The following is a 13,979-nucleotide window of genomic DNA, read 5'->3' on the forward strand; positions in this document are numbered from 1 at the left end:
ATCGCGACACCGCAACTGATTTCTTAGGCGTCGTACTGACAGGTGAGTTTTGGCTGTAGACGAAAAATGCTTAACCGGCGGCAGTCGGAAAACTTTGGCGAGCGTTTCGTTTTAAATCTTCCGACAGCCACTTCGTCACCAATCGACTGCCTAACCTCGGCGATTGCGGTTTCCTTTCGCGTACGCTATGGAAAAAGGCGGGTTACTGAAGGAGCTAGCTTATGATTTATGAAGATGTTCTGCGCACTATCGGCCATACGCCCGTGATCAAACTCTCGCGCCTGGCCGGTGACCGTCCCGGCCAGCTGCTGGCAAAGCTGGAGATGCGTAACCCAGGGGGCAGTATAAAGGATCGCGTCGGTCTGGCGCTGATCGACGACGCGGAGAAAAGCGGCCGTATCGCCCCGGGAGCCACGCTGATCGAAGCGACAGCGGGTAACACGGGTATCGGTCTCGCCGTGGCCGCCGCTGTCAAAGGATACCGGCTGATTGTCGTCATGCCCGCGGTGATGTCGGAAGAGCGCACGGCACTACTTAAGTACCTCGGCGCGGAGGTGCGTCATACTTCCGGCATTCTGATGGCGGATGCGGTGCAACTGGCCAAGCAGCTGCAGCAGGAAATCCCGGGGGCGATCCTTCTGGATCAATTCAACAATGAGTCAAACACGGCCGTGCATCGGCGCACGACGGCTGAGGAAATCTGGGCAGACACAGAAGGCAAAATCGACGCGCTGGTAGCAGCGGTGGGCTCGAGCGGCACGCTGATCGGCATTGCGAGCGTACTCAAGGAGCGGCGCCCCGACATCCGGATAGTAGCGGTCGAGCCGCGAGGCTCTGCCGTTTTATCCGGAGGTACGTCTGGTCAGCACAAAATTCCGGGCATCGGCGTGGGCTTTGTGCCGCCGCTGTTCGATCGGAAACTGGTCGACGAGGTCATTGCTGTCTCCGACGAGGACGCCTTCACTGGCGCGAGGCAGCTTGCACGCCGCGAAGGGATCTGCGCAGGTATCTCAGCCGGTGCGGCAGTTCACGCTGCGCTGACACTGCTCCAACGCCCCGAGATGGCCGGCAAGACGGTGCTGGCGATGTTGCCGGATGCGGCAGATCGCTACGCAAGCTCTGGTTTGTTCGCACCGTACTGATCTTCCATATCGCGTCCGACGGCAAGACGCTTTACGAAAAGCCTGACGTCGACACGTGCAGCACGGTCGATCAGCATCAAGGCACGGTCGGCGGCGTGCCGGCCGTCACGCCGCCGGCCGGCGAGCAACTGCGTCGGCGGACAACGGAGGACATACCAAACGTCATCAAACTCGCGCCGCGCGCGAGTGATTAGATCGCAGCGCGAGTCTCTCATGGTGCTCGATGTCGCCCAGCGCGTCGTGCTAGAACGCGGCGGCGCATTGATGGGATTGTTGCTATCGCGCGCCGGCTTCGGTCGCGGTCGCGGTTACGTCGATCGCTGGGTCATGGCAGCGCCTTCGCCAGGATCGGGGCGCGAAGGTGCTGATCGGACAATGGCTCGCAAAGCACGCCGGCGAGTTCATCAGCATCGACGTGCCGGGCCGCGCCGAGCTCGGCGACTGTTTGAGTGCACTCGGCATGGTGCGCATCGACTGGTTCGTGAAGATGGTGTGCAATCAGTTGGCCAGGCAGCATAGCGGAGAACCGGATGCGACGTATCGCATGTCCGGCATCATTAACCAGGCAATGGGGTAACCGACGATGACCGTGCTCTACAAGTCCGATCCGGTGCGCGGTGCAATTTGGGCCGAACGCTTCGCTAAGCTAGCCCCCGACATTCCGTTTCGCATGTGGCCCGACGTAGGCGATCCCGCCGCGATCCGCTATCTCCTTGCCTGGCAGCCGGACGGTCTCGCCGTCACGTTGCCCAATCTCGAAGTGGTGTTCTCGATTGGCGCGGGGGTCGATCAGCTCGATCTCAGCCGCATTCCTGCCGATCTGCCGGTCGTGCGCATGATCGAGCCTGGCCTTGTCCACGGAATGGTCGAATATGTAACCGAAGCGGTGCTCGCGATCCATCGCGATCTCTTCGATTATGCGATGCAGCAACGGGCTCGCGTGTGGCAGCCCATCCAGCTGCACCCGGCCGCCTCGCGGCGCGTCGGCGTGCTAGGGTTCGGCATGCTCGGAACCGCGGTGCTCGAACGACTGCGGCTGTTTGGTTTTCCATGCGCCGGCTGGGGCCGTTCTCCGCGCGAGGTCGAGGGTGTCGAATGCTTCTCTGGCGATGCCACGCTCGCTGCGTTTCTCGCGCGCACAGACGTGCTGATTTGCTTGCTGCCGCTCACCGACGCGACGCGCGGTTTCCTCGATCAACGCATATTTGGTGCACTACCCAAAGGCGCGTCAATCGTGCATGTAGGCCGAGGGCCGCAACTAGTTATAGGCGATCTGCTCGATGCCCTCGATCGCGGCCAAATCCACAGCGCCGTCATCGACGTGACTGATCCGGAGCCTTTGCCTGTCGACCACCCGCTTTGGACGCAGCCTCGGGTTCGGATAACACCGCATATCGCAAGCGCCACGTGCGCCGTCACGGCCGTCGACGCTGTGCTGGAAAACGTGCGCCGTCATCGGGCGGGCGAGCCGATGATCGGGCAAATAGACCGCGCGCGCGGATATTGAGGCTATCGATCCGCGCTTGTTTGCGACGTCATTTCGACGCGCCGGGCGCATATGCATATGCGTGCGTATGCAACTTAAACAAATCATAAGAATGGTAGACCAACCGATGCTAACGTCCGTTCGTGCCCGAGTCGTTGTGTTGTTGCTTGCGTAGCACTGGTCGCTTTCTCCGTCGTCTGCTGCACCGAGATCGACTATTCGATCGAAGGCGAGCAGGGATCAGCGTTCGACCACGACTTGACGTCGTCCGCCAATGATCACGCCGCGCAATCAGCGAGTGGATCGGTGGAAGAACTCAAATGATTTAATTGCTCCGGGCATGGGCAGGAATCAGCCGTCAGCAAAATAACCCTCAGCACGAGCCGGGCTTGCCTGGGCGGATAACATATTCGGGCGGCTTCACCGTGCACTTGACACGCTCGACGGTCGCCACCGTCGGGATCGACTGCTGCGTTGCAGACGCGCGCGCCATCGATGTGCGTGCGCATCTGTGGCGCTACCCTAGGGCAACGACGTCGTGCATGTATAGCGTACGCAGCACCTCGCCACAAAAAGTGTTGTCGGCGACGACAAGGTGGCTGTCGGCGAAATGCGCATCGTCGGGCTTGATAGCGGCTTCGATGTCGCCCTGCGGGCTCGGTATCTCGTCACCGTGGCGGATGATCGCGATGTTTGATTCGCCTGATACATCTCTCGAAAACATCTAGCGACCGCGTCAGCGCTTCGCTATCCATATGCCCATATCCGAGCAGAAAACCACGAGGGGCCGATTCAAGCATTGCGAAATCGCGAACGTCATTGAACACGATGCCGTTGGATCGCATTGCGGCTCGCAAGACCCGATCAAACGAATTCTCACGACCTGCGATGACCACATGCAGCCCGCCCTCTTCGCCCGCCAGCGTGATCACGTCCGCGTATTGGGCCAGCCGTTGGCGTATGGTGTCCCGCATCGCTCCATAGTGCCGACGCACCCTTCGCAGGTGTCGATCCAGTTCACCGGACTTGAGCAACGTCTCGGCTACCTTCTGTACCGGCCACGACACATGCGTACGCTCACGCTCGATGTGAGCGACGAGCGCGGCAGCTACGACTGGCGGAGCGACAATGAAACCAAGCCGCAGTGAAGGACTGACCGCCTTCGCGAACGTGTTCAGCAGCAGCGTGCTCTCCGGCGCATAGCTGAAAATTGGCGGATGGTTTGTTCCGGTGTAATGGAACTCGCAATCGTACTCGTTCTCGATGATTAGCATTGCCCGCGTGCGCGCCAGCTCTACGAGTGCTGTGCGCCTCGAACCCGACAGACGCCAGCCCATCGGATATTGATGGGCCGGCGTCACATGCACGAGCAGGGGGGAGGCGCTGTCTTCGATAATTCTGTCAACAACGAGACCCTCCGCATCGACCGGCGTGTAGCGCAACAATGCGCCGGAGCGCAGGAACGCCAAGGCGGCGCCCGCGTAGCCCGGATCCTCCGTCGCGCACAGGTCGCCTCGGCGCAGCAGCGTCTGTGCAGCCAGATGAAGTGCATGGCCCGTGCCGTGCGTAACTATGATCTGATCAGGTGTAACGTAGACTGATCGGTGTTCACGTATCCAGTCCGCGATCGCGCGTCTAAGCCCCAGCTCACCACGGGGATCACCATAGCCCTCTGGTGGCAAATGTCGCCCCGCTTCACGACAGGCGTTCCGCCATACGTCAAGCGGCAAACTTCGGGTGCAAGCCTGCCCGGGCCGCCAGTCGAAGCTCGCGCCGACCGATCCTTCGGCGGGGCGGATTTCATCGTGACGCACACGCTGCAGCAACAAGGGCTGCCATGTCGGCCCATCTGCTGCGGCGCGGACGTCAGGCACACTTACCGCCACGAAAGTACCGTGACGCCCGCGCCCTTCAAGGATGCCTTCGGCAATCAGTTCGTCGTAGGCTTCGACCACACAGTTTCGCGCCACGAGCAGGTGTCTGGCAAGTTCGCGGCTTGCCGGTAGGCGAGTGCCGGGTAGCAGCGCATGAGTAACTATTTTTCCGCGCAATTGCACTGCAATCTGCCGGAAGACGGGCACACCTGATACGCGGTCGACCTCAAGCGCGACCAGCGCCGGCAACGTATGCCGAGATGGACGGTTCGCAACCATAAAAGCCTAAAACTGCTCCGGTTTTGGTTCTTAAAAATCCTGCGTAAACCGCCAGAATTGACGAACCAACGATACCACGGGATTGCCATGCGCATCCGCATCATCACTGACGACTTCACTAGCGCCCTCGACGGGACGGCTTGCTTCGCGGAGCATCGCTGGGAGACAGCTGTCCTTGTCCAACTGGAAGGCATCGCTTCCGCCCAAGTCGTTAGCCTCGACACGAATTCCCGCGAATACACGCCAACGCTCGACCACGACGCTGTAGCCAACGCCGCGCACGCTTGGCGTGATGCCGATGTGCTCATTCTGCAATTCGATTCAACGCTGCGTGGCCGCATCGCTCGCGACTGCTCGACAGCGCTTGCCGCTTCCGGCCGGCGCAAGCTGCTCATCGCGGCCGCGTTTCCGTCTGCCGGGCGAACTGTCGAAGAGGGGCGCGTGCTAATTGACGGCGTGCCAGTTCACGAAACTGCATTCGGAAACGATCCAACGCTACCGGTAAGGGAATCCAGCATCCCGACACTGCTCCGTGCGCATGGCATCGAGGTAAAGGTCGCACGCGACGCGGCTCAGGCTCGCGCGCTGCTGGATGTGCATGATGCTGTGGTTGTCGATGCACGCACTGAGGCCGAACTGGATGCTATCGCCACTACCTTCGCCGGGGCCCGAGATCTGCTGCTGGCCGGCTCGACCGGACTTCTGCGCGGGCTCGCCCGGGTACTGCCCCGCCCGCGAGGTGCGTCAGACGATCGAGGCAACTGCGGCGATCACGCAGCTTCGCGGGCGCTCTTGGCCCGTCGGCCATGGCTCGTGGTGGGTAGCCTGAATCCACGCTCCAGACGGCAACTCGGCATCGCCCAGGCGAACTGCCGGGTGAACGTGTTGGCAACCGGTGAAGCGCGCCTATCAGCCACCACCTCTCGGCACGCCGTCCTGGACGATTTGGTCGTCCAGGCGGTGAATGTAGTCAGCAGCCGCGCGTGCGACGGTCTCGTTGTGACCGGCGGGGAAACCGCCCGACGCATCATTGACGCTCTCAGAGTTGTGTCGCTGCGCGTGTGCCGCGAAATCATGCCGGGGGTGCCGCTGGCAGAGGTTCAAACCGCGAATGGTACGTTTCCCATGATCACAAAAGCCGGTGGATTCGGCGACGACGACGCCCTGCTTACCTGTATCAACGAATTGACTGGGGCAAACTCATGAAGCAGAAACTGATAGCCGTCACAATGGGTGACGCCGCTGGCATTGGGCCGGAGATCATCGTCAAATCGTTTGCCAATGCCGCGTTCATCGCCGGACACCCCTCGTTCGTCATCGGTGATGCTGGTGTGCTTCGACGACAGGCTACAGCGCTGCACGTGGAACTCGAGATCCGAGAGGTAAGCACGGTAGCTGACATCGCACCTCAACCAGGTGTACTCGACGTGTTGGGTGTGCCTGGCGCAAATGCACTGCCCCCCGACCTACCGATCGGCTCGGTCAGTGCCGTTGCCGGTCAGGCCTCATTCGACGCAATCCGAACCGCGATCGATCTTGCCGTCCGGGGCCAAATCGGCGGCATCTGCACGGCGCCGATTCACAAGGAAGCGCTTGCCGCCGCGCACGTGCCCTATCCAGGCCACACTGAAATGCTCGCGGACCTCTCGGGCACTCGCGACTACGCGATGATGCTCGTCAACCCAACCCTGCGCACGATCCTCGTAACGGTTCACTGCTCGATGCTGGACGCGATCGCAAAAGTCTCTATCGAAAGCGAACTGCGCATCATCCGGCTCGCTCATCGCGCAATGCGCGATCTCGGCATCCAATGTCCCCGGGTAGCGGTTGCCGGACTCAATCCGCACGCGGGCGAAGGAGGCCTCTTCGGCCGGGAGGACCTCGACATCATCGCACCCGCGGTACGACTTGCGCAGAACGAAGGCATCGACGCCAGCGGCCCCTGGCCCGGTGACACCGTATTCATGAACGCGCGCCGCGGCCGCTTCGATATCGTCGTTGCGCAATATCACGACCAGGGGCTGATACCGGTGAAGCTCGCAGGGGTGGAAGACGGCGTCAACATTACCGTCGGCCTGCCGTTCGTACGCACGAGCCCAGATCATGGCACCGCCTTTGACATTGCAGGAAAAGGTATTGCCGATCCGGCGAGTCTTCAGGTGGCCCTGAAAACTGCCCACCAGTTCATCCGCCAGCAGGCGGTACATCCATTTATAACCGGAGCTTGATGTGTCCCACTTCATCCTGATGCTGACCGAAAATGACGCGACTGTCAGCGACGCACTGGCAACCTACGAAAGCCTGCGTTATAGCCCGGTCCGCTATGTTGGCTTCAAGGACATTGGCTTGCCCATAGCGGCCCTCAAACAGCTTGCGCAGCGCATCCGTGCCGACGATCGCAAGGTCATGCTGGAAGTCGTCGCAACCACCCGCGAGGCAGAGCTGGAATCGATCAATGCTGCGCTCGAGATCGGCGTCGACTATCTGCTCGGCGGGCGTCACGTCGAAGACGCGCTGACCTTGCTGCGCGGTTCGGCGATCCAGTATTTTCCCTTCGCAGGGCGCACTGTTGGCCATCCGACCGTACTTGAAGGCTCAATGGACGATATCGTCGACGATGCGCGTCGCATCGCAGCGATGCCTGGCGTACACGGCCTGGACCTGCTTGCATACCGCTTTGCTGGCGAGGGCGATCCGGCCGAACTGACAGCGCGTGTTGCCGAGGCCGTCGATGTACCTATCATTGCTGCGGGCAGCATCGACCGGGAATCCCGGGTAAGGGCGATGATTGATGCGAAGACATGGGGCTTCACTGTTGGCAGCGCACTTTTCCAGAATGCTTTCGTCGACCGACGTCTGGCAGCACAGATCGATGCGATCTTCAAAATCGAAGGAGTTACTGCGTGATGCGCAACGAGGTCAGTGAGTGCGGGCTTCACCGCTCGCCAGCCGTACTCGAAGGACCGTTAATCGTGCCTGCAACGAAATGGACCTAGCACCGCCGGCTAATTCAGAAAACGTCCAGATCGCCACTCCACGGAGCAATTAAGCGCAGCGTATGACTAGTCAGCGACGGTAGAAGAAAATTTTTGACGATTCATTAGATTTGTTGTGCCAAATAACGAAACCAAACGGAGACATAATGAAGGCTTTTTCGAAGGCGGTTTTCCCTCTGACAGCGCTCGGTCTGAGCGCGGTGGCGCACGCGCAAAGTTCAGTAACGCTGTACGGACTGGTTGACGAATCTGTGCAGTACGTTCACAACGTTGCGCAACCCAATGGCAAGAACGGAAACAAGATCGGCTTATATGCGGGGAATATCCAGGGTGACCGCTTCGGGGTGCGCGGCGTCGAAGATATGGGGAGCGGTCTTCAGGCGTTGTTCCAGCTCGAGAACGGGTTCAACGTCAACAACGGTATGCTCGGCCAGGGTGGTCGTCTGTTTGGACGCCAGGCGTGGGTGGGGCTGAAGTCCGAGCAGTTTGGCAAGGTATCGCTTGGCAGGCAGTACGACCCGGCGGTCGATCTCGTCCAGCCATTGACAGGTGTCGGGACATGGGGCAGTCCCTTTGCGGCTCCGGGTGACGTGGACAATAACGACAATGGGTCACGGATCAACAACTCAGTCAAGTATACGTCACCCAATATTGCTGGCTTCTCGTTCGAAACGATGTATGCGTTAGGCGGCATTGCCGGCCAGACAGGATCCGCACAGAGTTGGGGGGCTGCTGGGCAATACTCCGTTGGTGGACTTTCGCTGGCCGCCGGTTACCTGAAAGCGTATAACGCTGAGTCGAGCTCCGCCCGTGCGCTTTCAAGCACGCCATGGAGCGGAACGACGGATGGTAACTTTGGCACGCCGGCCACCAGCGGCCTGAAGACTGCCAAAAACTATGGCATTCTCTCGACCGCGGTCGGCTATAAATTAGGTGGCGCTACGGTCGGGTTGAGATATAGCAACGCGCAGTATGTTCCGGACGCAGCTTCGGCTTTCCGATCGACCGAAATCTTCAATACTGCCGCAGGCTACTTCGGCTATCAGGCTACCCCCGCTATGGTACTCGGCGCTCAGTACAACTACACGCATGCGTCGGGTCAGGCGCGCGCAAACTATCAGCAGATTTCGTTTGGCGGAGACTACTATCTTTCGAAAAGAACCGATCTGTATTTGGTGGGAGTCTTCCAGCATATGACGGGCGATCAGGTCGGCGTGGTTCCGGGTTCGGCGACAGCCGCCGACTATGGCTACGCGTCGGCACCCGGGACGAGCTCTCAGGAGATTGTCAGTATCGGCATTCGACACAAGTTTTAAGCGCTGGGCTCTGCGTCGGGACTCGCCCGCATCGCGTCCAGGGGTGTCCCGTCGCTACCGACCGTGGCGGATCTACGTCATCCGCTACCTGGCGCAACAATGCAACTCGTCGACAAGTCAAGCGGTAGTACCGTGGCTCCGTATGCACAGACCACGTTCCTAACCGGCAATCACGCTTTCAATAGCGTGTTCACAAATGATGGATCACTACTGCTGTTGAGGAAAATATGAGCGACTTTCGCAGCGACACCGTTACCCAACCCACTCCCGCAATGAAGCTGGCGATGATGGAAGCGCCGCTGGGTGACGACGTCTTGGGCGAAGACCCAACTGTCAACCTCCTGCAAGAAACCGCCGCCGCGATGCTCGGCTTCGAGGCAGCACTGTTCGCGCCCAGCGGCACACAGACCAACCTTATCGCGATGATGACGCACTGCCAGCGCGGCGAAGAAGCCATCGTCGGCCAGCAGTGGCATACCAACCGTTGGGAAGCAGGCGGTATGGCGGTGCTCGGCTCGATTCAGCCGCAGCCGCTGGAGCACCAGCCTGACGGTACGATCGCCTTGAACGACATCGAAGCCGCCATCAAGCCCGACGACCCGCACTTCGCCCGCACACGCCTCGTCGTAGCTGAAAACACTTTTGGCGGCAAGGTGCTGCCTATGCAATACATGCACGACATCGCTGCCTTGGCGAAGCGCCACGGATTGCGCTCGCACATCGATGGCGCGCGTCTCTGCAACGCCGCGGTCGCAATTGCCGACGGCGGCGATCCGCTGCAGCGTGCGCGCGAGCTATGCGAAGGTTTCGATTCGTTATCGCTTTGCCTGTCTAAGGGGCTGGGTGCACCGGTGGGATCGCTGCTGCTGGGCTCTCAAGACTTCATCCGGCAGGCCAGCCGCGTGCGCAAGATGCTGGGCGGGTCCATGCGCCAAGCTGGGGTGCTAGCGGCGGCGGGCCTCTACGCTCTGCAGCACCACGTGCATCGCCTCGCCGACGACCATGCCAATGCAGCCATGCTGTCGCGTGGCCTGGCCGAGGCCGCCGAGCGCAGTTCTAGACTGCGCGGCCGCTTTACCGCGCATCCGGCACAAACTAACATCCTTTTCACCGACATCGATCCTGATATCGCCAGCGATTTCTTCGCCCACCTCGACGCGAGCGATATCAAAGTGAAAAGCGGCGTCTATCGCGGCGAAGAAGGCGCCATGCGCCGCATCCGCTGGGTCACGCACCTCGACGTGAGCCGCGAGGATGTCGAACGAGTCATCAAGGCCGCAGCATCGTTTTGATCGCTTCTCCAACACGGTTCCATCGAAGGAAAATCGACGGAACCATCGGAGAGGCGATGCGCAAGGCCTTCGTGATTTTCTAAACGATCTGGATAATCCGCCCCGTACCGATGCCCCCACTATCGAGACAGAGCACGGACGTTAGCTCGACGGTGAAAACCGAGTTCGAACAGATGCCGGTCGCAGATGCAAACAAACCATCATTCGATTAGTCCAACATGGCATTACGCGTCAGAAAAGCTGCGCAGACGCCGACAGGTCAGCTCTCCAATGCTGCTCTCATCGACCTGTCGCTTCGGAACTATCTAAGTCTCAATGCTCTGAGTTCGGGGTACGGCGTCGCAATGCATCTCGGGACTATCGTGCGAACAATGTTCGCGTCCTTTTACTTGTTTGATGCCGGGTTTGGCGTCACGCACCCGTCGATATACTCCGACGCTGACATGTGGCTCGGCGAGCTGGCAATCTCGCGAAACCTCGAATCCGGCTACAGACTCGGGCCGCATGCGGTTCAAGCTACGGCGCGACTGCTCGAACTCTACGATAGTCAGCTCCGGACCGCGCCACTAGATGAACTGGTTGAGGCGCACCAACGGGCACAAGCCAATTTCCAGGCGCCTCCGGAGCGACGAATGTCGATGGCAGCACTCGTTCAAAGATGCCCGCCAGGTCTTCATGAAGTCAGCTTGGACTCAATAGTCACCTGTAAAGCGACGCGAACGGATATGTTTTGACGAACCGATAGCCAAGCGAGGATGGTATGTACAAGGACGAACGCACAGGAAGGAAACCTTATTCAGCGGTCGAACTGTACTAGCGAATATCAACAATGAATTGCTGATCGAGAGAGTACATCACGGGGGAGACCGTCGCGCTTTCGCATGCCAGGGAACGCAACAGCGCGGCTGGATGTTATCACGCGCAGATGATATCCCGTACGGTTGGGGTCCAGGCAGATCGGGCGGCGGCCTCCGGCGCGTATGGGGACGCTCCTCCCAATCCGAGCCACAACTTGAAACGATATAGACGCGGTGACGGCAGCGATCCCGAGTCGAGTTGCGAAGATGAAAGAGAGGGCATATGGACACGCGTACCACACCGGAATCACTTACCCAATACGAACTGAAACTTCACGGTTGGATTCGCGAATGGTACTGCCATGCGGTCGCTGAAGCGCTAGTTCATTCGTCTTTTTTAATGAATGATGCAGACGTCGAGCGTCTTGAAGGATACTTTATTGCCGGGCTAACCCCGGCAGAGGCAACACTAGCCTTTTTCGGTCCTGCGCATTAATCGCACCTACCTATTGCGGGCGCTCCGTTGGCGTAGCCGAGGGTGTTTACTGTTTGTGCATGCCGGATTTGATGTGACCAGGGCGTTGTGTAGTAGACGGTGACGGCATTCTTTGCAGTGTAAGCGCGCTAACTGAAACCTTGCGAGAAATCTAAGGGCATCCTTAGCCCCGCCGTTCTCTTCATGCATGGACCATGGGAGGTTGGCATGATCTAGAAGTCGTAAGGTTGCGGGAGCCGCAGGCAGGGCAAATCGCGCACGATTTTTAAATGGTTCTCCGCACTTTTCTGAATTTATAGTTGTCCGATGTATATTCCGAACGCCGTGCTTGTCGTTGCTAGGATGTTCGCCGCCGCTGCTGACTCCTCAACCCGCGCCGCGTCCCGCTGCACAATTGCATCAAGGCCCTGACGGCCCGATTGACCTCCTGGATCGCGCGAGTCTGCTAGGTCGATGCGCGAGCAATGTCAGAGATGACCGGTTGAACAACAGCATTGGCGACAGCCTTCTCATCGTGTCGCCCACGCCAAGCTGCGAAACTTGTGGCGCGACAATCAGAATGAGAATGTCGCCGCAAGCGTTTATTGATTGACGCGCAGTTTTTGATTGACGCTGGCGAGCGTGTACCGCGCGACAATCAGGCTTGGGACAGGTTGTCAGTCGTTGAGGAGGACTGTGTAACGCGTGACGATGATACAGGCGCCGGCTTTGCGCTGTCGCGTTTGATCTCGATGAGCGTTGTGAATGTCGCGGATATCCAATACAGCCGGGCTGTCGCCGGGCAAAAGCGGCAACAGCTTGCGTGGTGGTAAAAGCTGCTCCCTTTGCGCCCACAGCCGGTCCGGCAAACGCCAGCCATCGTCTTGCTTGACCATGCCCATGTTCAACCTCCTGCTTCAACATGGACTTGGACCGCTATTTACCTCACAATTTCCCATCCCGTAGGCCTAGTGGGATACGCTCTAAGGTGGAAGAGGCAAAAGGCAAGACTTGACCCTAAACCCTCGAATATATGCGGCTGACTGGTCAGGTGCCGCCAATATTGGCGGAGTAGAGTATGAATGACGCTGCCCGCGTGGGCACAAAAGACCGTGCCCACCCTTCAAGGCTCGACTTCTCGATTCCCGATGCATGACAGGTCCAGCGCCTGTTCGCCGCGAGGGTCGCAGCCCCACGGGGTCGATCTCGTCGACGCGGGCCAGCTGCGCAATCACGGCCAAGTGCTCGGCCTGGATCAGCGTCACCTGCCGAGTGGACAGCTCCGGCTTGCCCCACGATCTGCGGTGGTCGGCTGAGGTCGCGGATGGTCTTCATCGCCGTCAAGCCGCGTGCACCAACTGCAGCACGGCCTGCGCGAACACCTCCGGCCGCTCCTGGGGCAGGTTGTGTCCGGCGCCGGGTACGACGTGGTGCTCGCGTGCGTTAGCGAAGCGGCGAACGTCAGCCGGTGCCGCGGCCGACGACGGGACCCGGCTTACGCCGTCGTCGGCGCCGTCGAAGGTGATCGCCGGTACGGTGATCGGCGGCTGCGCCGCCAGGGCTCGTTCGACTTCGGCGTAAGCCGGGTCTCCCGGCACCAGGTTGTAACGGTGGCGGTACGAGTGGATGACCACGTCGACGAAGTCCGAGTTGTCGAAGGCGGCTGCCGAGCGCTCGAACGTCGCCTCGTCGAATCGCCAGGACGGGGACCAGGTCTCCCAGAGCAGCCGCGTCAGGCCGCGGCGGTCGCGCCTCAGGCCCTCCCGTCCCCGCTCGGAATGGAAGTAGTACTGGTACCAGAGCCTGAGCTCGTTCTGCGGCGTGGCGGGCACCAGCGCCTTCGCATGGTCGAAGATGCTGTAGCCGTTGAGCGAGACCAGGCCGGCGCAGCGCGTCGGCCACAAAGCCGCGACCACGCAGCAGGCCCGGCCGCCCCAGTCGTAGCCGGCCAGCACGGCACGCGGGATCGCCAGCGCATCCATCAAGGCCAGCAGGTCCGCCCCCAGCGCGGCCTGCTCACCTGATCGCGGGGTCGAGGGGTCCAGGAAGCGCGTCGCGCCGAAGCCCCTCAGGTACGGGACGATGACGCGGCAGCCCGCGCCGGCGAGCACGGGGACCACCTCGGCGTAGGCATGGATGTCGTACGGGAAGCCATGCATCAGCACGACCGGCGGGCCGTCCGCTGGGCCCGCCTCGTAGTACGCGATCGCCAGGACGCCAGCGTCGATCGTGCGTTGGGGCTGCAGGGTGTTGAGCGCTGACACGAGCGGAAGGGTTGCTGTCATAGAGATGACTTTGTTCGGGATGGAATGCGTCAATTGT

Annotated in this window: 12 protein-coding genes and 1 pseudogene; 10 read left to right on the plus strand and 3 right to left on the minus strand. The window is 60.3% G+C overall.

Annotated elements, in window-relative coordinates; all coding sequences use genetic code 11:
• Positions 1 to 221: 221 nt before the first annotated feature.
• The 3 genes from cysK to VOM14_RS28850 all read left to right on the plus strand — a co-directional run bounded on the left by cysK (position 222) and on the right by VOM14_RS28850 (position 2,649).
• Positions 222 to 1,142, plus strand: coding sequence for a cysteine synthase A (gene cysK, locus VOM14_RS28840; protein ID WP_327632129.1), 921 nt, complete (start codon positions 222 to 224; stop codon positions 1,140 to 1,142).
• Between the two features lie 361 nt (positions 1,143 to 1,503).
• On the plus strand, positions 1,504 to 1,719 hold the full coding sequence (locus VOM14_RS28845) for a hypothetical protein (RefSeq protein WP_327632130.1): 216 nt from the start codon (positions 1,504 to 1,506) through the stop codon (positions 1,717 to 1,719).
• A gap of 6 nt (positions 1,720 to 1,725) precedes the next feature.
• The gene (locus VOM14_RS28850) at positions 1,726 to 2,649 is read left to right on the plus strand and encodes a 2-hydroxyacid dehydrogenase (RefSeq protein ID WP_327632131.1); all 924 of its coding nucleotides are present in this window, start codon (positions 1,726 to 1,728) and stop codon (positions 2,647 to 2,649) included.
• A 647-nt stretch (positions 2,650 to 3,296) separates the two neighbouring features.
• Here the strand turns inward: VOM14_RS28850 and pdxR are convergent.
• Entirely contained in the window at positions 3,297 to 4,781 is a 1,485-nt protein-coding gene (gene pdxR, locus VOM14_RS28855; protein ID WP_327632132.1) for a MocR-like pyridoxine biosynthesis transcription factor PdxR, read from the minus strand.
• A gap of 87 nt (positions 4,782 to 4,868) precedes the next feature.
• On the opposite strand from pdxR, the gene VOM14_RS28860 reads away from it, so the two are divergent.
• The 7 genes from VOM14_RS28860 to VOM14_RS28890 all read left to right on the plus strand — a co-directional run bounded on the left by VOM14_RS28860 (position 4,869) and on the right by VOM14_RS28890 (position 11,678).
• Entirely contained in the window at positions 4,869 to 5,987 is a 1,119-nt protein-coding gene (locus VOM14_RS28860) for a four-carbon acid sugar kinase family protein (protein WP_327632133.1), read from the plus strand.
• A complete protein-coding gene (gene pdxA / locus VOM14_RS28865; RefSeq protein WP_327632134.1) occupies positions 5,984 to 7,009 on the plus strand; it encodes a 4-hydroxythreonine-4-phosphate dehydrogenase PdxA in 1,026 nt (341 codons plus the stop codon). Before VOM14_RS28860 ends, pdxA begins: the two co-directional genes overlap by 4 nt.
• A gap of 1 nt (position 7,010) precedes the next feature.
• A complete protein-coding gene (locus VOM14_RS28870; RefSeq protein WP_327632135.1) occupies positions 7,011 to 7,688 on the plus strand; it encodes a 4-hydroxythreonine-4-phosphate dehydrogenase in 678 nt (225 codons plus the stop codon).
• A 235-nt stretch (positions 7,689 to 7,923) separates the two neighbouring features.
• Complete coding sequence (locus VOM14_RS28875) at positions 7,924 to 9,093, plus strand: porin (protein ID WP_327632136.1); 1,170 nt, start codon at positions 7,924 to 7,926, stop codon at positions 9,091 to 9,093.
• Between the two features lie 227 nt (positions 9,094 to 9,320).
• Positions 9,321 to 10,385 (plus strand): low-specificity L-threonine aldolase, encoded by a 1,065-nt coding sequence (gene ltaE / locus VOM14_RS28880; protein ID WP_327632137.1) that lies wholly within the window; start codon positions 9,321 to 9,323, stop codon positions 10,383 to 10,385.
• 218 nt (positions 10,386 to 10,603) lie between these two features.
• The gene (locus VOM14_RS28885) at positions 10,604 to 11,119 is read left to right on the plus strand and encodes a hypothetical protein (protein ID WP_327632138.1); all 516 of its coding nucleotides are present in this window, start codon (positions 10,604 to 10,606) and stop codon (positions 11,117 to 11,119) included.
• Between the two features lie 346 nt (positions 11,120 to 11,465).
• Positions 11,466 to 11,678, plus strand: a complete 213-nt coding sequence (locus VOM14_RS28890; RefSeq protein ID WP_327632139.1) for a hypothetical protein — start codon at positions 11,466 to 11,468, stop codon at positions 11,676 to 11,678.
• Positions 11,679 to 12,463: 785 nt separating this feature from the next.
• Here VOM14_RS28890 and VOM14_RS28895 read toward each other — a convergent pair.
• Positions 12,464 to 12,559, minus strand: a pseudogene (locus VOM14_RS28895) (IS5/IS1182 family transposase); the annotation flags it as partial.
• A 438-nt stretch (positions 12,560 to 12,997) separates the two neighbouring features.
• On the minus strand, positions 12,998 to 13,942 hold the full coding sequence (locus VOM14_RS28900; protein WP_327632140.1) for an alpha/beta fold hydrolase: 945 nt from the start codon (positions 13,940 to 13,942) through the stop codon (positions 12,998 to 13,000).
• Between the last annotated feature and the right edge of the window lie 37 nt (positions 13,943 to 13,979).

The organism is Paraburkholderia sp. MPAMCS5, assembly GCF_036016995.1.
Taxonomy (GTDB): domain Bacteria; phylum Pseudomonadota; class Gammaproteobacteria; order Burkholderiales; family Burkholderiaceae; genus Paraburkholderia.